The 22,197-nt window shown below is 62.8% G+C and carries 16 protein-coding genes and 1 pseudogene; 9 read left to right on the top strand and 8 right to left on the bottom strand.

Annotation, left to right across the window (positions count from 1 at the left end):
* Positions 1 to 368: 368 nt before the first annotated feature.
* Positions 369 to 3,158 (bottom strand): fused MFS/spermidine synthase, encoded by a 2,790-nt coding sequence (locus MJD61_11150; protein ID MCG8555825.1) that lies wholly within the window; start codon positions 3,156 to 3,158, stop codon positions 369 to 371.
* Between the two features lie 572 nt (positions 3,159 to 3,730).
* On the opposite strand from MJD61_11150, the gene MJD61_11145 reads away from it, so the two are divergent.
* Entirely contained in the window at positions 3,731 to 5,311 is a 1,581-nt protein-coding gene (locus MJD61_11145; protein MCG8555824.1) for a thrombospondin type 3 repeat-containing protein, read from the top strand.
* Between the two features lie 150 nt (positions 5,312 to 5,461).
* On the opposite strand, the gene MJD61_11140 is transcribed toward MJD61_11145, so the two are convergent.
* Positions 5,462 to 6,163 (bottom strand): TonB family protein, encoded by a 702-nt coding sequence (locus tag MJD61_11140; protein MCG8555823.1) that lies wholly within the window; start codon positions 6,161 to 6,163, stop codon positions 5,462 to 5,464.
* Positions 6,164 to 6,766: 603 nt separating this feature from the next.
* Here MJD61_11140 and MJD61_11135 point away from each other — a divergent pair.
* The 3 genes from MJD61_11135 (at position 6,767) to MJD61_11125 (ending at position 13,337) form a co-directional block, all read left to right on the top strand.
* On the top strand, positions 6,767 to 8,002 hold the full coding sequence (locus tag MJD61_11135; GenBank protein ID MCG8555822.1) for a sterol desaturase family protein: 1,236 nt from the start codon (positions 6,767 to 6,769) through the stop codon (positions 8,000 to 8,002).
* Positions 8,003 to 8,056: 54 nt separating this feature from the next.
* Positions 8,057 to 10,114 (top strand): bifunctional aldolase/short-chain dehydrogenase, encoded by a 2,058-nt coding sequence (locus tag MJD61_11130; protein MCG8555821.1) that lies wholly within the window; start codon positions 8,057 to 8,059, stop codon positions 10,112 to 10,114.
* 436 nt (positions 10,115 to 10,550) lie between these two features.
* A complete protein-coding gene (locus tag MJD61_11125; protein MCG8555820.1) occupies positions 10,551 to 13,337 on the top strand; it encodes a TonB-dependent receptor in 2,787 nt (928 codons plus the stop codon).
* A gap of 37 nt (positions 13,338 to 13,374) precedes the next feature.
* Here MJD61_11125 and MJD61_11120 read toward each other — a convergent pair whose 3' ends face one another.
* The 3 genes from MJD61_11120 to MJD61_11110 form a co-directional block, all read right to left on the bottom strand.
* Entirely contained in the window at positions 13,375 to 15,177 is a 1,803-nt protein-coding gene (locus MJD61_11120; protein ID MCG8555819.1) for a HAMP domain-containing histidine kinase, read from the bottom strand.
* A gap of 68 nt (positions 15,178 to 15,245) precedes the next feature.
* Positions 15,246 to 15,959 (bottom strand): methyltransferase domain-containing protein, encoded by a 714-nt coding sequence (locus MJD61_11115; protein MCG8555818.1) that lies wholly within the window; start codon positions 15,957 to 15,959, stop codon positions 15,246 to 15,248.
* Between the two features lie 135 nt (positions 15,960 to 16,094).
* Positions 16,095 to 16,517, bottom strand: a complete 423-nt coding sequence (locus MJD61_11110) for a hypothetical protein (protein ID MCG8555817.1) — start codon at positions 16,515 to 16,517, stop codon at positions 16,095 to 16,097.
* 2,804 nt (positions 16,518 to 19,321) lie between these two features.
* Here MJD61_11110 and MJD61_11105 point away from each other — a divergent pair.
* The 5 genes and pseudogenes from MJD61_11105 to MJD61_11085 all read left to right on the top strand — a co-directional run bounded on the left by MJD61_11105 (position 19,322) and on the right by MJD61_11085 (position 20,813).
* Positions 19,322 to 19,645 (top strand): annotated as a pseudogene (locus MJD61_11105) (type II toxin-antitoxin system RelE/ParE family toxin).
* Positions 19,646 to 19,648: 3 nt separating this feature from the next.
* Positions 19,649 to 19,957, top strand: a complete 309-nt coding sequence (locus MJD61_11100) for a putative addiction module antidote protein (GenBank protein ID MCG8555816.1) — start codon at positions 19,649 to 19,651, stop codon at positions 19,955 to 19,957.
* Positions 19,944 to 20,222 carry a BrnT family toxin gene (locus MJD61_11095; protein MCG8555815.1) on the top strand — a complete coding sequence of 93 codons (279 nt, stop codon included), beginning with the start codon at positions 19,944 to 19,946 and terminating at the stop codon, positions 20,220 to 20,222. The genes MJD61_11100 and MJD61_11095 overlap by 14 nt, the downstream gene beginning before the upstream one ends.
* Positions 20,223 to 20,290: 68 nt before the next feature.
* Positions 20,291 to 20,509: a helix-turn-helix domain-containing protein gene (locus tag MJD61_11090; GenBank protein MCG8555814.1), complete on the top strand. Its 219-nt coding sequence runs from the start codon at positions 20,291 to 20,293 to the stop codon at positions 20,507 to 20,509.
* A gap of 10 nt (positions 20,510 to 20,519) precedes the next feature.
* Positions 20,520 to 20,813, top strand: coding sequence for a hypothetical protein (locus MJD61_11085; GenBank protein ID MCG8555813.1), 294 nt, complete (start codon positions 20,520 to 20,522; stop codon positions 20,811 to 20,813).
* A gap of 32 nt (positions 20,814 to 20,845) precedes the next feature.
* Here the strand turns inward: MJD61_11085 and MJD61_11080 are convergent, their stop codons facing one another.
* From MJD61_11080 to MJD61_11070, 3 genes are all read right to left on the bottom strand, one after another.
* Positions 20,846 to 21,070, bottom strand: coding sequence for a ribbon-helix-helix domain-containing protein (locus MJD61_11080; protein ID MCG8555812.1), 225 nt, complete (start codon positions 21,068 to 21,070; stop codon positions 20,846 to 20,848).
* A gap of 265 nt (positions 21,071 to 21,335) precedes the next feature.
* Positions 21,336 to 21,755: a PIN domain-containing protein gene (locus MJD61_11075; protein ID MCG8555811.1), complete on the bottom strand. Its 420-nt coding sequence runs from the start codon at positions 21,753 to 21,755 to the stop codon at positions 21,336 to 21,338.
* On the bottom strand, positions 21,752 to 21,991 hold the full coding sequence (locus MJD61_11070; GenBank protein MCG8555810.1) for a ribbon-helix-helix domain-containing protein: 240 nt from the start codon (positions 21,989 to 21,991) through the stop codon (positions 21,752 to 21,754). Before MJD61_11070 ends, MJD61_11075 begins: the two co-directional genes overlap by 4 nt.
* Positions 21,992 to 22,197: the final 206 nt, after the last annotated feature.

Genomic DNA, 22,197 nt, shown 5'->3' with positions numbered 1-22,197 from the left:
GTGCTCGGGACTGCGCGGGTCCTCGATCAGCTGCTGGGCCGAGGGGTAGCGGCCGTTGGCAAGCACGGTCGGTGTCGCGGACCAGCTCGCCAGCGCAGCGGCCAAAGCCATCGACCTTGCCACACGCTCGACACCACCCGCCATGCCACCCTACAGCGTGCAGTTGCGGATGCACCAACCCATACCGCCTCTCATGACGCAGCCGCTTCCCAGCATCAGGCACCAGGGACTGCCGCAGGTTGCTTTTCCAGGTGCCGTCGCCGAGCTGACCTCGGTGGTTGGCACCCCAGCACTTGAGTTGGCCCGTGCCCAACCGTGCGCAACTGTGCTGCCCAGGCTCGGGGTCAGCGAGCCCACGCAGCTACAACTCATCCTCCCGGAGCGGGAGCTGGCCGTGCCTGGGTGGGAGGCAGCTCGAGCCTCTGCAGCTGTGCGCGGGCCGGGCCGTGGGCGGGGTCGATCTGAAGGACGCGCTCGAAATGCGTCCTGCTGCCTTCGACGTTTCCTTGCTGTAGCAGCAGCTGAGCGAGCGCGAACTCCACGTGCGCTTGGTCAGGGTCCAGACGCAGCGACGTGCGATGACTCGCGATCGCCTCGTCGAGCCTGCCTTCGGCGATCAACCATGTCGCCAGCGCCCAATGGTACTGGACTCCCCGGAAATTCCGGTGGCGAACAACGGAGGCTTCAAGTCGCTCGACGAAGCTTGCGCGGGTCTGAGCATCGGTTCGAGAAAAATCAAAGAGGTATTCCGGGGACTCTCCCTGAGAGTACAAGCGCAGGCTGTTGCGCTGGACCTCTTGGCCCAGGGCGTCGTTGGACTCCATTTTCTGATGGGTGTTGTACATGAACACACCGAAACCCGACATTCTCGAGCGCGGGATGGAAAAATCGATGTAGGTCATGTCGTCGGTGATCAGCGGGACCTCGCCGGCGAACCGAGCCAGCGAAGACGGCCCCATCAGATGGTTGGCCATGACATCGAAAGCGCTGACTCCGAACCGGCCGAGATCGCGTCGGACGTTGGGTCGATTCGCTCTTGCGAGCAAACCTTCGGGTTGGACGCGAAGCGGCGAGGGAGAGCCGACCAACAGGAGCGGTCCGATGACGCCGCTCCACAGGCTCGATTCCGGGAACACCTCCATGAACGTTCGGACGACCATCTTGATCTCGTGCTCGGGCACGAAAGTCGACACCCACTGGCAGATGACGCCGTCTTCGTGGAGACGGTCACGCGCCAGTTCGTAGAACTCTCGAGTGTACAGGTTCACCACGCCGGCTTGGTGTAGCTCCGGCGGCTCCAGCTGGATCACATCGAATCGCTTCTTGGAGCGCAAGAGGAAGTTGCGCCCATCATCGACGTGCACCCGGAGATTGGGTGTGCTCATCACATTGGCATTGGATGGGAACAAGCCTGCAGCCTCGATCGCGCCGGGGCTCAACTCGACACAGGTCAGGTTGTCCGGCTCGTACTGAGCCAGCGCGCTCAGCGTGTTTCCCACCCCGAAGCATATCGACAGCACCGAGCGTGGCTCGCGGTGCAAGAGCATCGGGATGTGCCCGTACAGGCGGTTTGGAAACTCCGTAAACGTTCCCGCGGTACCGCGGCCGTCGGAGTAGTGGATTCCACGTATCCCACCCGGACGCTCCCACACGAGCACGTTGTCGGTGACCTCCTCCTTGTAGAAGATGATCGGCGGCAGGAATGCCTGATAGTAGCTTCTGAAGATGTCACGATCCACGGTGTTCAGAAAGAGCACAAGCGCGGCAGCGACGCCGGCAACCGACGCTGCCTGGCGCAGGTAGGCACCCTGTCGATAGACCATCAGGGCACATCCACCGGCCAGGTTGGCGCAGATGCCGATGGCGAACGCGTTGCGAAGTCCCAGCCACTCGATCAGCAAGAACCCAGTGACGATAGGTCCGAGGATGTTGCCTATGGTCAGCAGCGCGTAGGCCCTGCCGATGATGGAGCCCTCGTGCTCGCGCTTCGACGCCAGCAGCGAGGTTGCGGCCGGGAACGTGAATCCTGACAGGATCGTGGGTGCAAGAACGACGGTGACGGAGGAAACCACGATCGTGGTCATCGCCGCCAACCAGGAGTCCTCGCCCACGACCGAGGTCACTTCTCCCAAGATCGAGTGAAGCTTGCCGGTGAGCGGGATCGAGAGCCAGACGAAAAGGCCCAGGAGGATCTGCGCAGCGCCGAGCGTGCGCATTCCCGTCCAGCGTCTTGGCAGCAGCCCATACAACAAGGAGCCCACCGAGGTGCCGAACAAAAACACGATCAGGATGGTGCTGAAGGCGTACGTCGAGTTGTGGATGTAGAGAAGCAACGTTCGGTTCCACATCACCTCGTACGACAGGGCCGTGTAGCCCGATAGCAGGAGCACGAGCACGACGAGCCCGGAGCCCGGAGGCCAGGCTTGGCCCGTCGCGCCGCCAGCACCCGGCGCCGTCTCGGCAGAGGCGGCGGCGCCTGCAGGTCGAGCAGGCTGCAGCGGCGTGGAGGCTGTCGCTGCTTCGGCGCGCTCTTCCCTTCTGGAAAACCACAGGGCCGTGATGACGATAACCAGGTTGAAGGTCAGGGTGGCGGCCGTCGTCGCGAAGATCCCAAAGTCCTTGATCAGCCAGAACCCCGCCAGGGCGGTGCCGGCGGCTCCGCCCAGCGTGTTGATTCCGTAGAGGCGCCCGACGCCTGCCCCGATCTCTCGCCTGGAGCTGCGAAGGAAGACGCTCAGCACAGGGAGGGTGCCCCCCATGAGCGCCGTGGGCAGCGCGAGCAACACGAAGGCGGCCGCGAATTTCGCCAGCGTGAGGACGGCGCGATCGTCGGGCAACAGGCCGTGGACGACGCCGTAGAGGGCCGGAGTAAAGTCGGCCAGGATGAAGTAGAGGAGAAAGGTGTAGGTGACGATACCCAGCTCGAAGTACGCGAAGATCCTCAGCGGATTGACTATCCGGTGAGCTAAACGCCCCACCACGTACGCCCCGACGCAGAGACCGAACATGTACGCCGACAGAACAGCGCTGACCGCGTACACGCTGATGCCGAACGACAGCGTTAGCTGCCGCACCCAAACCGTCTCGTAAGAGAGCGCACAGCATCCGGATCCAAAGAACAGGAACAGTGCGAGATGGAATTGCTGATTCGCTTTCACTTCGCGTATCCGGCAATCGAGCCTAGGGCCTAGGCCCGCAGAGGAACAACGTACGAGCTTGGGCGGGGTCCGGGCGCCGCTGGCAAGGCGCAACGACGAGGGGAATACTGGGGCATCTCGAGGAGCTCGCTGGGGGCGATCCGACCGCGCCCGATCTAGTTCCTGCGCAGATGCTGGTCAACACAGGGCCCCAGATGGTCTGCCCGGATCCCGGCAACCCCCGGCCAGACCTCGAAGCCGCAAAAGACGTGCACCGGCGCCAAGGCCAACCCGCCCCCCAGCAGGGTGAAGGCGCTGGCTGTGCCTCGCGGCTCGGCCGGACCGATCGCCGATCAGCTGCAGCCGGATCGCCGAGTGATCACAGGCGCTTGGCCCAAGGGCAGAAGGGCAGATGTTGCGCCCTCGAGGTACGCTGTGCTACCCACGTGTGGGCCAAGCTATGGCACGGTGGTCCCATGGGCTACGAAACTGCACCGAGGGGGGTTGACCGCGGGCGGCGTGCCCGGGCACCATTGCGCCACGCTGCCTTGCTTGCCTACACGCGGCGGCAACAGGGGAAAAGAGGGTCGACGATGGAGAAGCTACGCACCCGCGTACCGCCACGATCGGGTGCTCTCAGCAAGCCCCACCTGGGACTGGTGATCGGCATCGCTTTTGCCGGTGGTTGCTCCGCCGATGGTGAACGAACGTCCACGGACGGGCTGAACGGTATGGGCAGCCTGTCTTCCGGCAAGGATCTCACCCTGGGTCCCTGCTCGACCGGGCACGACAGCGACGGCGACGGCGTGGTCGACCTGTGCGACAATTGTGCACTGGTGCCGAACCCAGGCCAGCTGGATTCCAACGCAGATGGCGCTGGTGACGCCTGCCAGCCGACGATCGACATCCTGTCGGTCGCAGCCACGGGGTCCGGCGATCTGCTCGCTGAAATCGAGATCGCAGACCCGAACGGCGACCCTCTCAGCGGCGTGGTCCAGGTTCTTGGGCCTATCGGTGATCCGCTGGCCATCACCGTCGAATGGTTCAGCACCTGTGGCAATGACCCCATCGACATCGGCCTCAACGGTACCGTGATCGGCACGGTTGTGGGATCTGGCGGCGGTGCCCACTGTACGTGCCTGCCGCCCGGCGTGGACAGCGCCACCTTCACTGGTCCGGCCATCGCAGCCGCCTTCAATGAAGCCGGTGGCAACGCCATGACCGTGACCAAGGCTACCCCCGGGACCGCTTTGGCCTGGGCCAAGGCCATCCTGCAATACAGGGACGGGACCCTTCAGGAAGTATGCCTGTTCGATGAGCCGGGAGGCGTCGAAGGCTGCCAGGAACGAGTCAACCTGTGCGCTGCAGGCTTCAATTTCGCCACGGTGAGTGCCGCGCAGCCCGTTGCCGACCTGACCACGGCGCTGGTTTCGGAAAGCTACAGCAACTCGCTGCTGCCCCCCTTCCTGGACATCTCCGGCGTGCAGACCGGCCCCTTGGTGCTGCATGCCACCACCACCGACGGCAACACCCCGCCGGTTTCCGACAGCGAGCCCTTTGTCCACGGCAACGAGCCCCGCCTCATCATCAACAACCAGCCGCCGGTCGCTGTCTGCGAAAACCGGCTGGTTGCCGCGAACAACTTCTGCATGGGCTGCGCTTCCGTGGACGGCGGCTCCCTGGATCCGGACGGCCCTCCGTGGTCCGTTGTAGAGACCCCCGCCTGCGACTACGACCTCGGAGTCACCCACGTGACGCTGGCGATCACCGACCCACTGGGGCTCAGTGCCAGCTGTGTGGGCACGGTGACGGTGGCCGATCAGAGCGCGCCGTGGATTACCGCTGCACTCGTTCCGATCTACGACGAAGTCGAGGAAGATGGAGGCGAGTTCAGGGCCGTGTTCTCGTGCGCGGACAACTGCGATTCCAACCTCGCCCCCTTGGCTGCGCTCAACGGAATCCCGGTGTTGAACGGGCAGCTGCTGTCCCTGGAGCTCGACTCCGGGCGCGAGATCGAGTTCGACGACGGTGTGCTCGAGATTCAAGCGCCGTCGTTCAGGCTCGATGTCCTGTGCACGGACCTGTCAGGTAATGTGGGTACCGCGACCGCCATCCCGCAGTTCCGCAAGCGAGGGGGCGGCCACCGGCCCCCGTTCAAGCCCGACGACCCGTAGGGGACGTCCGCAAAGCGCGCTCGCATCCTTCGAGGGACCTTCATCAAGCCACATCCTCAGGAGGTGGCACCTGATTGGCAGCCAGCTGGCAAACTAACTGGCAGCTAGCCGGCAGACTAACTGGCAGCCAACTGGCAGCCAACTGGCAGATTAGCGCAACCCGTAGGCCATGGGCAGGGTGAGTGTCAAGCTCGGGCGCCGGCGCCTGAGCTCGCTGGGCGGTGCGGGCAGGGCGCCGAGCGCATAGACTTCCTGCAGGGCCGCCCGGTCCAGCAGACGGCGACCCGAGGAGCGCTTGACGTTGACCGTCTGTATCCGACCGCGCGGGTCGATCGTGATGGCCACCAGGACCGTGCCTTGAAAACCGACACGCCGGGCCACGCGCGGATAGTGCTGCACATGATACCTACGCAGCGCTTCGTTCACCCGGGCTCGGTAGGCAACCGCCATGGCGCGCAGATCCACCCTCGAAGGGCGCGACGGGCCTGCCGCGCCCGGAGTCGCTGCCGCCATGCCGGATAGGCCCGAGCCGAGCGCTGCGGTAGAGGACGGCGTCACTACGCTGCCCCCCGCCGACGTCGCCGGTGGTGAGCTGGCACCGGGTGTCCTGCCCGCAGGCGCAAGCTTGCCGCGGGCAGGCTCAGGCGTTTGCCAAGCCGGCGCCGGTCTGGGCGAAGCCGGTACTGGTCTGCGTGTCCTGACGCTGCGGGTCCGGGACGAGTGCCGGCTGCGGGCAGGGGGCGGCTTGACCCGCTCCGGAGCCGCCGCGGGCTTGGCCTGCGCTGCAGCCTGCTCAGGTCGCGGAGGCTTGGGTGCCACCACTCGGGCCGGTGTGAAGTCAACCTTGAGCACCGGTCGCGGCGGTCTCGTGCTCGAGGCAGATGGCAGGGCCCAGCACGCGACCGCGTGTGCCAGCAGAGAGGCCGAGAGAAAAACAGCGCCCGTCGGCCGGCCTCGGGCCAACCTTGCATCGCCTCCTAGCCGCACCCACCCGCGGCGATGCAGCAAAGCGCGCGGCTCCCCGCGATGCAACGAGCTTGCCTGGGCCGGGTCGTGGTTGCGACTCGCTGCGGGACTGGGCTGGCCGGGTGAGCTCACCATGGAGAGGTGGCCTAAGTGAACTTGAATATCGTTTTCACTTAGAATCCGTCCCGCGAATTTGGACGCCTCTGCCGGCCTCATCAAGCAAAAACGACTTGGCGACTGCCGAAAGTCGGCAGTCTGCTGACTCGAGGCCTACGCCATCCGGGATCGGAAGCCCGCTGCGTTTGCGAGGCTGCCGCCGGCCCGGAAGCCGGCGGTGCGCTCGCACGCACCTTTCCGTGCCGCCGCAAGGCGCACCGCGAGCGTGTGCGCTCGTGGCATGGCATACTCATTTTGCGGGATGGAGTGGCATGCAAGCCCGGCCGACACAAGCTTGCCCACGGGCACCGGTGACGGCAGCCAGAGAGCAGCGTGGAAGCTCTGATCATAGCGTTTGCGGCGCCGGTGTTCTTCGTGTTGATCGCATTGGAGATGGCCCTGGCGTCGCGTCGCGGTCACAGGGGCAGCTACTCGTTTCCCGATACGGTCTCCAACATCAGTTGCGGTATCGGCCAGCAGCTCGTGCAGTTGCTGGTGCACGCCCCACTGCTCGGCGCCTACCTGCTGGTCTTCGAAGCGGGCGCTGTCTACGAGATGCCCAGCACGCTGTGGTCCTGGCTGGTGTTGCTGCTGCTGGTGGACCTCGCGTACTACTGGTTTCATCGTGCGAGCCATCGCATCAATGTGCTGTGGGCGGCACACGTGGTTCATCACCAGAGCCAGCACTACAACCTATCGGTGGCACTGCGGCAAAGCTGGCTCGAGGGGATCTTCGCGCTGCCCTTCTTCTTGCCCCTGGCGCTGCTCGGATTCCCGGGCGAGATGTTCGTTGCGGCCAAGATGATCCAAACACTCTATCAGTTTTGGATTCATACGAGGGAGATTTCGAAGCTTGGCCCGTTTGAATCGGTGCTCACTACGCCATCGCATCACCGGGTCCATCACGGGATAAACCCCGAGTATATCGACAAGAACTACGGTGGCATGCTGATCATCTGGGATCGCCTGTTCGGCAGCTTTGCCGCGGAGAAGCAGGAGCCTGCCTACGGCACGGTCAAACCGCTCAACAGCTGGAACCCGGTGTGGGCCAACGTGTCCTACTTCGCCGAAATGCTCAGCCTCGCGCGCGCCGCCAAGCGTAACCTCGATCGCCTGCGCGTCGGGTTCATGCCTCCCGAATGGCGCCCTGGATCGCTTGGAGGCGCCGTGGCGGTTCCACCGGTCGCGCCGAATCGGGTTCGTTACCAGACTACGTCACCGAGCCTTCTCCGTTCCTACATCGGCGCCAACTTCCTGCTTGTCACGGCCCTCACCGTTGGCGTGCTGGCTACTTCGATGCAACTCAGCCCCCAAGAGCTTGCGATCTGTTGCGGCTTGACCTTTGTTTCGCTTGCGAGCTGGGCAGCGCTTGGCGAGCGAAAGAGCTGGGGCCCCGTGCTCGAGCTCGTGCGTCTCGCGGGCAGCGTTGTCGCGCTTGCCTGGCTCACGCGGGACTCGAACCTGCAGGTTCCTGCGGTGATCTGCAGCGCCGTGCTCGCTTCGTTGCTTGCCCTTTGGCTTCAACGCGGGCTGCAACGGTCGTGCAGGCAGGTTAGCCTCGAGGCCTGAGCCCGAGCAGTCGGGCTGCATCGACAAGCGCGTTCAAACGCCGTACAAAGCGCTATGCACAACCGTTGGTCCGACCAAGAGGCGAGTGCTTGCTGCGAGCGGTACGCCAACTTGCCGGGCGTCAACAACGACGTGGCCCTGCGCGTCTACAGCTCGCGCTTGATCGGCGCCGATTCGGAGCTCGTGCTGCACGGCGGGGGCAATACCTCTGTCAAGACCCAGCTCCCCGATCAGCTCGGAGAGCCGATCGAGGTCTTGTGCGTCAAGGGCAGCGGGTGGAATCTCGCCCGCCTGGAGCCCCAGGGTCTACCGGCAGTACGGCTTCAGCCGCTGCGTTCGCTGCGCTCGCTGGACCAGCTCGGCGACGAAGCCATGGTCAACTTCGTGCGTGGCCAAATGCTCGACAGCCACGGGCCCAACCCTTCGACGGAAACCCTGCTGCATGCCTTTTTGGCGCCGAAGTTCATCGACCACTCTCATGCGGACGTCATCCTCGCCATCGTGGGCCAGGTACAGGCCGAACAGATGTGCGAAGAGGTTTTCGGGGCGACCCTGGCCGTGGTGCCTTATGTCATGCCGGGCTTCAGGCTAGCCAAGCTCGCCGCCCAGGTGCACGCATCGCATCCGGATGTGGAGGGTCTTCTGCTGCTGCATCATGGTCTCTTCACCTTCGGAGACACTGCCAGAGAATCGTACGGGCGCCATATCGAAGCCGTGGAGCGTGCCGCCGCCTTCGTACGCAGCCGCCGCTACTGGCGCGCCTCTCGGCCTCCGCCGCTCGAAGCTCGACCAGAGGTCGACTACACGCAGCTCGCGCCCGTGCTCAGGGGCAAACTGAGCGCTGCGGCGCGTTGCCCCTACACGCTTGTACTGCGTCAAAGCAGCGCCCTGAGCCACTTCCTTGATGAGCCTCGTCTCGCGGAGCGTTGCCAGCGAGGAGTGGTCACGCCCGACCACGTGATCAGGACGAAGAACCTGCCTTTGGTGCTGCGGCTGCCCCGGGATGCTAACAGCGCGCAGTACAAAGACGCGCTGGCGAGCTCGTTGGATGAACGATTGCAGCAGTACCGCATCGCCTACCGGGGCTATTTCGAACGCCAGGTCGCAGAACGCATGCTGGGCAAGACGCCGCTTGACCCGGACCCTCGTGTGATGCTCGTCCCCGGCCTTGGAATGATCGCCGCGGGCAGAAACCGGCGCGAGGCGAGTGTCGTCGCCGACTTGTACGAGCACACCGTGAGTGTCCTGCACGACGCAGACACGGTGGGCGAGTTCGCGGGGCTGCCCGAGCAGGACGTCTTTGACATGGAATACTGGTCGCTAGAGCAGGCCAAGCTGGGCGAGCGCAAGACACGGCCGCTAGAGGGCCGGGTGGTGTACATCACCGGCGCGGCTCGGGGCATCGGCGCGGCTACAGCAACCGCCTTCGCTCGTGAAGGTGCGCAGCTTTTCCTGGTCGATAAGGACGCCGATGCGCTGCCAGACCTCTCGGGACGGCTTGGGTGCCCCTACGCGGTCGCGGATGTCAGCGACCGTGAGGCCGTGCGTTCGAGCCTCGAGCGAGCCGTGGAGACGTACGGTGGACTGGATGGGGCGGTCTCCAACGCAGGTACGGCGCCGCAGGGTGCTATCGACACGCTGGACCCCGAGCTGCTGCGCGCCAGCTTCGAGGTCAACCTGTTTGCGCACCAGTGGGTGGCTGCGGGCGTGGCGGCTATCCTGCGCGCCCAGGGCCTCGGCGGCTTCCTGCTCTTCAACGCCTCCAAGTCCGCCTTCAATCCCGGACCCGAGTTCGGTCCGTACTCGGTGGCCAAGGCCGCGCTCGTCGCGCTGATGAAGCAGTACGCGCTGGAGCTTGGTCCGATCGGCGTGCGCGTCAATGCGGTCAACGCGGATCGCGTGCGCACCGAGCTCATTTCCGAAGCTGAAATCGCCGAGCGCGCGAAGGCCCGCGGGCTCGATTCCGAGGCGTATTTTGCGTCCAACCTGCTCGGAAAGGAGGTAACTGCCGGCCACGTCGCCAGCGCCTTTGTGGCTCTGGCGCTTTCCGAGCGCACCACCGGTTGCGCGATCCCGGTGGACGGCGGCAACATCGCCGCCTCGCCGCGCTAGTGTCCTGCATGCCACATTTCGCACATAATTCATCGGCCCCTGACGCCGCTCGTGCCAGCGACCGTCCTTTTGACTATCTCCTTGAAATAGCGCTGCGGTCCGGGTCAGATTCGGGGGCGGAGCTCGGAGGCGGAGGTCAGAGGCGGAGCTCGGACTCGGAGTGTCCGGTGCGGACATCGGGCCCAGACACGACGCATTTCAAACCGGTCGCTCTAGCAAGACGTGGAATTGGTTTTCCCCGCCCGCGCAGTCTGCTAGCCCGTCTGGGCGCGTGATTCGGATGACGGATACGGTTCCAGGTCCGCGGGGGCTGTGCGGGTCCGAGCCAAAGGATCGAGGCGTGCCGCACGGCAGGCCCCTCGAGCCGACAAGCGGTGCAGCTTGCTAGAAAGCACACGAGTTGAGCACGAGTTGAGTTAGGTGAGTGATGGTTCGCGTGGAAACTATTCAAAAGGGCCTGTTTGCCGGCGTCTTGCTGGGGGCTATCTGGGTTGTCTCCGAGCCAGCTCTGGCCCAGCCGGGTCCGGGCGCGGCCGACTCGGAGCATCAGGTCGCCCCCCCGGCCTCGGCCCCGCAGCAAGAAGCCGAGGAAGCTCCCGAAGTCCTCGAGATACGAGGCATCCGGGGCAGCTACGTTCGCTCGCTTCAGCAGAAGCGCGACGCGGTGCAGCTCGTGGAGGCCGTGAGTGCAGAGGACCTCGGCAAATTCACGGATCTCAACCTTTCCGAATCGCTGCAGCGCGTCCCGGGCATCACCCTCAATCGCGGGGACAACGGCATGGGGCAGGAGATCAATCTGCGGGGCCTGGGTCCCCAATACACGAGGGTCGAAATCAACGGCATGACCGGCTCGGGCGGCGCCGGAGATCGCTCCTTCAATTTCGACATCCTGCCGTCCGAGCTGTTCACCAAGGTCATCGTCAACAAGTCCCAGTCGGCCCGCCAGACCGCCGGCGGCCTCGCCGGGCTTGCGTCCATGCAGACCGCCAAGCCCTTCGACACGTCGGGGTTTCGCGTCGTCGCGGCGGCGCAAGCCAACCACAGCCGCATCGCCGGCGCCATCCGCCCCCGCGCCTCGTTACTGGTCAGCCAGAACTGGGAGAACCGGTTCGGCATCACCGGCGGCTTCGTGTACGCCAACACCATCTTTCAGGCGAACACGACCGGCGGCACCAGCGTTCGTCCGTTTGAGCTGAAGGCGCTGAAAGAGGAACCCGGCCAGCCACCGATTATCATCGGCACCCCGGTTGAGCGCATGTCGCTGGCCTCCGACGTGCTGTTGCACCGGCACGACAAGGAGGTACGCCACAATTTCGCGGGCTCCCTTGCGCTTCAGTACCGGCCCATCGACACGCTGGAGCTGACGCTCGACGGCGTTGTTGCGAACCTCAGAGGCGACACCCGTGCCACTCGCGTCGACGCTCCGCCGGAGTCCAACGTCAGCGCCCTGACCGACGCCGTGATCACGGACGGCGTCATCACCTCGGGGACCTTCGCGGGTGTGCAGCAAAGGGTCGGATCGCGGCTGAGCAAGCGCAACGACACGCTCTATCAGATCGTCGGCCGGGCAAACTGGGACGCCGCGGACAGCCTGCGGGTTGAGCCGTTCATCGGGTATTCGACGAGACGCAATAGATCTCGGTTTCATCTCTACTCGTTTCGGCGCGCAGATGCATTCGGCAACTTCGTTCCCGGGATTGTTTCCTATCAGCACCGCAATGACTTCGTAGATTTTTGGACCGATGGCACCAACTTCACGAACAACCCGCACGAGTTTCTTCTGAATGTATTCATCATCAATCCAAACACCGTAGTGAGCGACAACGAGCTCAATGCCAAGCTCGATTTCGTACAGGACTTCTCGCAGGATATCCCCCTCGTGAACGTCCAATTTGGAGCCCGCTACTCGGACCGCAATCTCTCGCAGGACGCCGCCAATCAAGTTCAGCTCAACGCTCAAGAGGGGCAGCGCCAGCTATTGCCGAATATGGCAACGGTCAGCGAGCAGCTTGGGGACTTCAGAGTCCGGGGCGCAGGCGGAGACGTTCCCAACGGCACGCTGCTGGGTGCCAACGCCGAGCGCGTGGCAAGCACGTTCTTCCCGAACGGGTTCATGAACCCGATCCCCGGAATCGACGTCCTGGACTTCAAGGACGCTCCCGTTAGAACGTTCGCCGTGCGCGAACGAACGATCAGCGCCTACGTGCAGTCCGATTTCGACTTCGATTGGGCGGTGGCGAACGCAGGTCTGCGCATTCTCAGCACCGCGCCGAGCACCAAGGGCTTCGTTACGCTCGACCAGCAGACGTATACCCCGGTGGACAACCGCCAGCCGAGCTACCGCGAGTTTCTGCCGAGCGTGAACGCCCGTGCCGAGCTCGCCGAGGATCTCTTCTTGCGCGCTGCCTATTTCCGCTCGCTGTCGCGGCCCTCGCTGTCGGATCTGGCCACCACCGAGATCGTAAACGGCGTCGATGCGGGAGGCGGCGCAGGCAGTCAGGGAAATCCGGATCTGCGACCGTTCACGGCCCACAACCTGGATCTTGGCGCCGAGTGGTACTTCGACCAGGAGTCCTTCTTGGGGATCAATCTGTTCTACAAGGCGCTCGGCGGTTTCATCAGCACCACGTCGTTCGTAGAGAATCGGACTTTTCCCGAGCAGGCGACAGGCATACCGGTGACGGGGCCGATCACCTTCACCAAGCCGGAGAACGGCGCATCTGCGACCATCGTGGGCTTCGAGGTTGCGGGGCGCTCCCAAGCGACGTTCTTGCCCGCGGGCTGGGCCCGGAACTTCGGGGGGCTGGCCAACTACACGTTTGCCTACAGTCGAGCCGATTTCGGAAATCAAGCCATGATGCCCATGATGGCCATGCAGCAGGACGTGCGGGAGGTTGCTCTGCCCGGTCTGTCGCGCAACAGCTTCAACGTCGCACTGTACTACGACGACGCCGAGATGTTCAGCGCCCGTTTGACGTACGCCTGGCGAGGCAAGTACCTGCAGACGTTCGCGTCGAGCTTCTACGGCGTACCGCAGTTTCAGGATCCGAACGGTCAGCTCGACTTTTCGGCGAACTGGAATCTCTATCAAAAGGCGCAACTACAGCTTCAGTTGTTGAACATAACCAACGAGCAGCAAGTAGATAAGAACGTCCGAAACATACCCTTCTCGGTAACGGAAGTGGATCGACGCATCATCCTGGGGGTGCGCGGCTCACTGTAGTCGACGACGGAGCGGGAGGCTTGCGGGCTCGGAACCTTCAGGGTCGGGTGGGCGGGTCTTGTCGGCGCGGGAAGTCTCGACGTGCCTTGCCGTTCCCCAGCCGCGGCGTTTCGGGGTTGATTGGACGCGCGGCATCGAGCTTGCGAACCGTCACGACCTTGTCGACCAGCCGAGAGGGTGACAGCGTGGGGCTCCTAACCTCTTCGGGTGCGGGCGGCTCGATTCGGAGCGGAAAGCGGACCCAGAAGGTCGTGCCGTGATCGGGACGTGAGAGCACCTCGAGCTTGGCGTTTACCAGTGCAAGGAGCTGCACGACCACCGAGAGCCCCACCCCGTAGCTTTTGGACGCGCGGGCCTCTTCGTCCGAGCGTCCCGGATAGAACACCTTTTGAAGCTGCTCCTCCGTCATGCCGCGTCCCGTATCCACGACCTTGATGATCGCGTGTCCCGGCGCGCCGTCGAAGTGGATCAGCACGCTGCCGCGATCCGTGTACTTGGCCGCATTCGTGAGCAGATTGTCCATGATGCGGTCGAAGATCATGGGATCGGTCTCGAGCTTCTCCGGCGCGTCTCGGGTGACGAAGGAGCTCGAGCTGACGCTCTTACCCATCAGAAACGCCGACATGCGCCGCCCGAGCTTTTCCTCCAAGTCCGCAATGTATAAGGTCTCGGGTCGGACTTTCCTGCCGGCCGCTTCGCTGTCCGTCATGGCCGCTTCCATCATCTCGGTCAAGAGCTTGTCCATCGAGGTGATCGAGTGGTCCAGATCGTCGATCACTTCGTCCCCATCCGGCAGCTCCTCCAGCACCTCGGTCACGTAGGCGATCGTGCTGCGCAGCACCGCCATGGGATTGCGCAGATCGTGCGAGAATCCCCGCCCCGCGTCGATGCGCCGCTTGTTCCGCTCGTTCGCCTGGTCCACCATCTGCTGCGCCACCTCCATCCGCTCGTTGAGCTGCTCCTCCAGCATCCGGTTCCAATCCCGCTGCCGCTGAGTCAGCTCGATCACCTCCTTGCGTGCTTTGGCCTCATCGTCGGCAATCTCCCGCAACGCCTTCTGCGTCTCGCCACCAAACCCCAGGTTCGTCCGATACGTGCGCCGCAGCTCGTACGCATAGCCGCTCACCGCCCCAAGGAGCGAGAAGGTGGCCCAAGCTGCCGGTCCGGCCAACCCCGCTGCCACGAACCCCGCGGCGCCGAGCGCGGCCGCGCCGCTTCCCACCAGCGAGGGCAACCAGCCGGCCCGCTGGTAGCAAGTGAACTCGTACTCGCAGGCGTCGTCTCCGTTGGCGATGCAGCTCAGTTCTTTTACATCCGCGGGCGGAAGACCCCATACACAGGACCAGTGTGCGGTTTGGTGGCGCCTGCCAAGACAGACGATTCGAGTCTCATGTTCGGGCTTGCTCGTAGTATACCGCATCCGCACTCGGTTACCCTCACGACTAACGAGTTCGTAGCGAAACACTTTGGACACTAGGTGTGTGTTCTTGGCTGCGAACGTCAACACGGCTGTGGGAGTCGTCGCCAACATGACGAACTTGGATGCTCCGTAAGACTCCTTGTGTCGATATACAGCTCCTTCGGCAAAGGTCTCGTCGTCTCCGACCAGCTCTCGAAAACGCTGCAGGAAGAGCGCAATCTGCCGCATGCTTACCCAGTTGCTTCGCTTCTGAATTTGCTCTACCCGGAATCCGCATTCCTTGGCGAGCTCCTCGAGTTTTGCCTCGCCGAAACGGTCTCGCACGTACGTGGCGGGGCACCACAGGACGTGAATGGTGGTCTCAGGTAGATCCGGTTGGTCGCCGCGTTGCGGGCTGTCAAGTTCCGGGTCGATCCCCATTGAAGTGAACCTCGCTTGGGACTCCGCCTAGTTAGTTAGCGGATTCTAACACGAAACGCCCCTTGGCTTCACCCGCGAGTGCCACAGACCACCAAGATCATTGTCACTCCAAACGACGCAGGCGAGGAGGCCCAGTCCACGATCGCTTGAGTGGCCGCACGACGTCGGGATTCGCCCATCTGGGTGTGTTTGGCTATGGCCAGGGCCGGAGTGAGCGTAAGATGTGCGAAAGCCGAGACACCAATGCTCGAAGAGCACACGGGCACTGGAATCACGCGGATACCCCTAAGACCCACCGAGTCAAAGAGCGCGGGTAGCCGGCGGGCCAGCCTGGGATCGGCGCCGCGCGCGCGCACCAGCTGCTGGCAGGCAGATTTCAGCTCGAAGAAGCCTTCCGGTTCGGGATGGAGGATGAGGCTATCGTCGTCTGCGTCAAGTGCGAACACGACGCCACCTCTGCGAACCACTCGTGCAGCTTCATGAAGGGCCTGCCCAGGATCTTGCACGTGGCGCAGCACAAAGCGCGCCAAGGCGCCGTCAAACGCCTCGTCACGAAACGGGAGCGCCGACACGTCCGCAAGAACTACGCTCGCTGACCCTGCGTGGCTCAGCAAGGCCCGCTCTTGATCGACCCCAACCCAATGGAGGCTCGGCCGGAAGCCGCCAATCCGGCTGGCTACGAAGCCCGGTCCACAGCCAAGATCGATCATGCAACCCGTCTTGGGAAGACCCCCTGCCAACAGTGCGTTGTCCTCGGCCGGCGACAGAATGCTCGCCTGCATCCTCAGGCGATCTATCTCCGCAACTGGATCTGAGAAGGTCCGGACGGAGTAGGATGTATTCCTAGACACAGTTTCTCGGTCCTGTTCATTCGGAAGAAAGTAGGCCGCACGGCTTGGGTCTGGAACGCGCTCGGATCATGCAGCGAGCCTGACATCGGCGACGTAGTAGTCACGGCGTAGCACTTGGAAGGCACGGGGGAGGCGTTCACTCTGAGCAAGGGCACACAGCGTAAGGACGTTGTCGAGCAGCCCGGCCGTCAGGTCCAACGGGACGATCGTGGGGCCGTTATGGACGCCGACTTCGCGGTACGTCCAACGCTTTACCTGCATCGAGCCGCTCAACCCATGGTAGCTCGGGCTCGCCTCCTCGTGCTGACGGTAGACCTTGCCCCCCAGGATCACCTCCGCCGTCTCGAAGCGGGCTGCGATCTCCTGCAGGTCCTGCTGCTGCACGCAGCGCATCACCTCGTCCGCAATCTCGTGCATCGTCCGCTCGCGCTCCGCGCAATCCGTCTCCCTGTTGCCGTCCGTTTCCGTTTCGCGCATCCTCGTCGTCATCGGTCCCTCGGTTGCTCATGGGTCCTGGGAACTCCATACTTCGATCGGGACACCGATACCTCAACCCCCTACGCTACGCCCGCCTCAGCTCCGAGGGCGATCCAGACCCCACGGCTTCATGCAAGATCCTGATTCCGGACAACGGAGCGACGCTATGACTCGGCAATACTGCCACGCCCGGCAGACTCCATACTGGCCGTTCTTGCTTCAGCCACAACCTGACTCCGGTTGTTGCTCCCTGAATGGAGCAGCTAGGAGTTAGCATGTTCAGGAGAAAGCTGCCAACCACACTGTACATTTGCACAGATTGTCGGCATCGTGCCGCGGCACCCCGGCTTCACTTGCGGTGCCTTCTGCTCGTCGCGACAGATGTGAGTGTAGAGCTTCGTTTCGTCGCGATTTCCAGGAGTTTTCGCAAGTGTTTCAGCAACTCGGACGCCTTTTTTGTGCAACCTGGAGGTCTACAAGGACCTGCTCTCGGTAGTCTTCGATGAAACAAACACAACGCACTGGGGATTTAGCATATGAATCCGTGCCGAGCGCACCGCTCATTGAGGAGCTTCCTCCGCTGCTGTCGGAATCCGAGTACGAAGCCAAGTTTCTATCCGGTTTGGCTGGAAGACAACGTCACGGACGGATGATCCTTGGGTGCTCGGGTGTCTGGAAGTTTCTGGAGCGCCTTCGCGTGGATCCCGGATATTACGAACGACTACTTCGAACACAAGACATCCGGTTTGCGCCATTCAGCGCAGTGACATTGAATGCAACCGCGGTATTGCGGCAGGATCCCCGACGACCCAGCCTGCAGACGCGAAGCCTGAGCTTGTTGATCGCAGCACGCTCGTACTTCGATGATCTTCGTATGGGAGGGATAGGCAGCGATTCCATCCGGGGCCGACCTGCCGAAATGGGACAGTACCCGAACCTCTTTTCGACGTGTATCATGCCGGAAGGTACATGTAGCCGGATCGTGAAGCCAGAGCACTCTACATACGTTGTGGTACTGGCCAATGGCCGAAGTTATCGCCTTGAACTCTACCAACCGGGGGGTCTAACCGTGCCGGATAGAGAGTTGGGACGGGCGCTTCAATGGATCATAGACGACGCGCGCCACTCGACGACTCGGCCGCAGGCGATACTGGGCGTTGCATCTGCCGCGACCCCTTGGGCACGTGCCGTATTCGTGGGAGCCCTAAGGTGTATTCCGGGGAATCGCCCCACTCTTCAAGCCTTGACGCAGGCGCTCTTCGTCTTGTGCCTGGATCTCGAGGCACGTCCAAGAAGCGTCGACGAAGCTAGTCGATTCATGCACGCGGACTTTATGTCTAATCGGTGGCATTTCCGCAGCATGCAGATCGTAGTCTGCGAGAACGGGACCGCAGGTGTTTCCTTCAGCTACCAGTGTGGCCTCGACGGCAATGTTATGATGGGGTTCGCGTCGCAGCTTGCTCAGCGAGCGAGGAGCATGCGTACTCTAGCTCCGGACCAGGTAGCTCGATGTGATAAACCCAATGCTGTCGAGCAACTCAAAGTCCAGTTCCCGCACACGCTGTGGCGGACAACCAGCAGGTTTTTGTCAGCAGGAACTTGTCAGTGTCGCCAATTTTTTACCATAAGGGGGGTCGGAAGAACACTACTGAAGACACGTCGGCTGAGCCCTGACGCTACCTTCAATCTGGCCCTCTTGTACGCGCTCCGGCAAACCTTTTCAGAACGCGTCTTTGTGCACGAACACACGAGCCTTCGACATTTTCGATGTATGGGAGTCGCGCTGGCGCAGATTACCACTCCAGAAGCAGAACGTTTTGTGCTGGCGTTGCGGTCGTGCCAAGGGGACAACGCAGACAGCCTACTGGAATCCGCGATGAATTCACACCTTCGGCAACTGCGGGACGCGCGGAGCCACCTTTCGCTGCGCTGGTTAACGGCCCTATACGCGCGTGTAGCACCCAGAAGATGGCGAGCCTTGGCGTGGCTACTCGCGTGGTCGTGTGGTGGCCGACCAAACGTAATCGTTTCGCAACCCCAGCCGTGTGAGGAGGTTCTGAGTATTGGACGGGCCGGGGTTCTTCTTCCTTATGTAACGCACGTCACCGTTCACTATCAGATCCGGGCGAACCAGACTGATGTTCTGATTAGCCCATCAACCACCTGTCAAGTGGAACCAGCTACCCTACAGGAAGGCATCGAGGACGGTATACAGCGTATTCTGTCTCTTCCACGGGAGGCGTGATCCAGCCGGCTCCGACATTGCCGACGGCGAGGCAGTATGCGCGGCGTTTCTTCCGCATGGTGGGCCATGTGCAGCACATCCGCCTCGAGAGCCAACGACGGGGCCAACGACACGCCAAGGGGCTGGCTGCTGCAACGCAGCTGTATCGCAACAGCGCCTGACGCGAAGCGTCAACTGGGAGCATGGATGGACACGACCCGCGGTCCGCGCTTATCTGCCGGGGGTAGATAGCCATCCAATAATAGTTCCAGGCGGACGTTAGGATGCAGCAACAGTGAGGACGTGGGATGCCTACGGCTCGACGGGAGCAGGTCTGTGTGGAGGCCACGCCGTACTATCATGTGATGGCACGGATACCCGAGAGCCGTTGCGCATCGACACTGCGAGTGTGGAGGCCACGCCGTACTATCATGTGATGGCACGCTGCGTGCGCAGGGCGTTCTTGTCGGGAAGGATGCGCTGACGGGGAAGAGTTTCGCAAAGGCTGCGACTCGGAGGTTCGGGGTGACTATGCATCTGGCAGGTGGCGAACCTCTTGACAAAATGTCCCTTTTGGGGGACACTAGCTGTCATGGTGGAGCCTCGTAAGGTCGTCCTTTACGAGACCCCTGAGGGGAAATGTCCGTGGCAGGAGTGGTTTGATGGACTCAGGGACCCGAAGGCTCAGGCCGCTGTGGATGCTCGGCTGCTGCGTGTCCAGCGTGGTAACCTCGGCGACTGCAAGGGGGTCGTTGGCGGCGTGATGGAGCTGCGAGTCCATGTCGGCCCTGGGGTACCGCGTCTATTTCGGGCAGGAGGGCGACGCGCTCGTCGTTCTGCTGTGCGGCGGAACCAAGGGATCGCAGAGACGGGACTCGAACGGGCCCGCGCGTACTGGAAGGACTACAGGAGCTGAGTGATGGCCAAACGTACACGCAACTACGAAGAAACGCTTCTCGAGAGACTCAGGGATCGCGAGTACGCGGTGGCGTATCTGAACGCTGTTTTGGCTCAGGACGGCGACGGGGCGGCCGGCGAGTTCCTCGCGGCTTTGCGTCTCGTGACAAAGGCTAGGGGGCTCACCATGACCCAGCTGGCGGATGACGCGCAGCTTGGACGGCAGGCACTCTATCGTTCGCTTTCAGAGGACGGTAATCCGGAGCTCGAGACGCTTACCCGCGTGCTCCGCGAGCTTGGCCTTCGACTTGCGGTGGATGACGCGGCGTAGAGAACGAGCGCCGCGGCGGAAGCACGGACTCTCCTTCGAGGAGGCCAAGCAGCTTTTTGTTTACGGTATTGACTACTACGAGATCCCTGATGAGTTTCACTCCAACCGCGAGGAACGATTCATTGCTATTGGTCCGATCTCTCGTGGGATCGTGCTCGTCGTGTGGACAGAACGTAGCGAAAACACGATCCGGATCATCAGCGCACGCTTCGCGACGAGACGTGAGCAGGAACTCTATCAACGCCACCTGGAAGGGCTCATATGACTGACATACCCGAGCTCAGCGAGGAACATTTCGCCCGCGCAATCTCGGCGCGAGTTCGCCGCAGACTCATGCGGGGTCAGTTCGAGTCGGGTGAAGACGTTGTAGCACTCAGGAGGTTCGTGGGCCTTTCGCAAACCCAGTTCGCCGTCGCCCTAGGCATCAGTGTTCACACGTTGCGGAACTGGGAGCAAGACCGTCGCAAACCTGAGGGCCCCGCGCTCGCGCTGCTGCGCATAGCTGCTCGGCATCCGAGAGTTGTGCGAGAAAACCTGGAATCAGCTGCCTAGTGTCCAGTTGATGCCATTCGAGCGCGTTGACCATAGGCTCGAAGTGCCTGGTGTTCGTGGTGACGACGCTGGCGTCTTCGGCGCGTGCCTGGGCGGCAATCAGGACGTCTCCGTCGAGACCGTGCTCCGACGCTGTGGTCCTGCCGGTTCTACGCAGCCAGGCCCAGAGATTCGCGGCAGACCGCCAGGTGGCTGTCGTGACCGGGAGGTAGCGCAGCTCGCGCCCGAGTTCATCCAGACGGGCGAGACCGCGCCTGGCGCCGATCCGAGTCAGTTTCGTGGTACGAATCGGATCGGTCGCTGAAGGCAATGAGCGCGGACGTGTCGACGTAGGCTTCAGTCTTTGCGCCCATAGACCACTTCGTCGATCCGCTGACTGGAGCTTGGATCCCCGGATTCGACCAGGCCGGCGAGGCGCATCCACGGCCTCGAGTCGTCCGCCGGCAGCACGCTGCGCAGGGAACGCCGCAGCAGCTCTGCCAACGAAATACCGAGTCGCTGGGCTTCCTGCTTGGCCGCTTCGTATTCTTCCTCGGAGAGGCTTATCTGGGTCCGAATCATGATGATTACATCATAGCATATCACGTTATCATCATCATCATCAGCGGCGGCGGCTGCGGCGAAACTGTCCGGGGTCGGCTGTGCTGGCGTTCTCCGAGCTCAGCCGTCAGCCCACGCTCAGTTGACCTCGCCTGACATCGCCATGAGTGAGCGTTAGGATGCAGCATACCGGTGGTGGCCAGAAGGCGCCTCTGCTCGCTTTCGAGCAGGATAGACGCGTGGACGCGGCGCGGGTCGTGCGCTTAGATGTTGGCTACTACGAGAGTCAGTGACCGTCTGGCATCAGTGTCGGAACCAGCTGTCGCCGGTTCCGACGATAGACTCGGAAGTCACGGTCGAGCGTCAGCACTATGCTGGCCGCATCAAGCTCGGTCATGCGAACGATGCAGGCGTCGGCTAGAGACATGGGCACCGATTCGAACTTGTTCATCAACCGCTGAACCGCTTCGGCTTCGGATGCGAGCCGGAAGTCCACGCGTAAGACCGCACCTGTGATAAGCCGCAGCACCGCATCGGGACCACCGATCGCCCGGCGCAGCAAGAAGCAAGCTTCGGAAACAACGGATTCGCAAGTATACATGGGCGGCTCGACAGTCTGAAGCATGCCCCGTACCCATGCATGGTAGTGGTCGCGCCGGTTCAGAAGAGCAACGAGCGGTCCGGTGTCGACCAAGATCCGTGTCATCGACCGTAACCGACAAGGTGCCTGTCCTTCGTCGATAGATCCGCAGGGCCGGTCACGGGCTTGACGAGCGCGTCCGCCGCGGCGGTGACACCGGGGCGCTCGCCGCTTGCCAAGGCCTCGAGCGCCTCTCGAACAAGCGCGGACCGGCTCGAGCCTCGCCGGCGCGCCAGCTCGCTCAGCACCTCATCCAGATGCTCGGGCAACTTGAATGAAACCGTACGCATTGGGCTGCTCATCGTAATACTCCGATGCGGGCAGGGTAATACGGTCAGGTCCCTCGGTCAAGTCACCAGGTCCTGGTTGGCAGGGCGATCGAGTTCTAACCGCGCCCCGCCACGAGATGAACACGGCGAGCAGCAACTCGACCCGCCAGCTACCATCTGCACACAGAGTCACGATCATTTTCCATCCCTATTGTCCAAGTTGCTGACCCAAGCGTCCC

The sequence above is a fragment of the Pseudomonadota bacterium genome, assembly GCA_022361155.1.
Taxonomy (GTDB): Bacteria; Myxococcota_A; Polyangia; order Polyangiales; family JAKSBK01; genus JAKSBK01.
This window is presented reverse-complemented; position numbering and strand designations above follow the sequence as displayed.

Coding starts and splice junctions, on each gene's coding strand:
- MJD61_11145 (MCG8555824.1), top strand. CDS start 3,731: ATGGAGAAGCTACGCACCCGCGTACCGCCACGATCGGGTGCTCTCAGC.
- MJD61_11130 (MCG8555821.1), top strand. CDS start 8,057: ATGCACAACCGTTGGTCCGACCAAGAGGCGAGTGCTTGCTGCGAGCGG.
- MJD61_11120 (MCG8555819.1), bottom strand. CDS start 15,177: ATGGGGATCGACCCGGAACTTGACAGCCCGCAACGCGGCGACCAACCG.
- MJD61_11115 (MCG8555818.1), bottom strand. CDS start 15,959: ATGCAGGCGAGCATTCTGTCGCCGGCCGAGGACAACGCACTGTTGGCA.
- MJD61_11110 (MCG8555817.1), bottom strand. CDS start 16,517: ATGACGACGAGGATGCGCGAAACGGAAACGGACGGCAACAGGGAGACG.
- MJD61_11100 (MCG8555816.1), top strand. CDS start 19,649: ATGGCCAAACGTACACGCAACTACGAAGAAACGCTTCTCGAGAGACTC.
- MJD61_11095 (MCG8555815.1), top strand. CDS start 19,944: ATGACGCGGCGTAGAGAACGAGCGCCGCGGCGGAAGCACGGACTCTCC.
- MJD61_11090 (MCG8555814.1), top strand. CDS start 20,291: ATGCGGGGTCAGTTCGAGTCGGGTGAAGACGTTGTAGCACTCAGGAGG.
- MJD61_11085 (MCG8555813.1), top strand. CDS start 20,520: ATGCCATTCGAGCGCGTTGACCATAGGCTCGAAGTGCCTGGTGTTCGT.
- MJD61_11080 (MCG8555812.1), bottom strand. CDS start 21,070: ATGATTCGGACCCAGATAAGCCTCTCCGAGGAAGAATACGAAGCGGCC.
- MJD61_11075 (MCG8555811.1), bottom strand. CDS start 21,755: ATGACACGGATCTTGGTCGACACCGGACCGCTCGTTGCTCTTCTGAAC.
- MJD61_11070 (MCG8555810.1), bottom strand. CDS start 21,991: ATGAGCAGCCCAATGCGTACGGTTTCATTCAAGTTGCCCGAGCATCTG.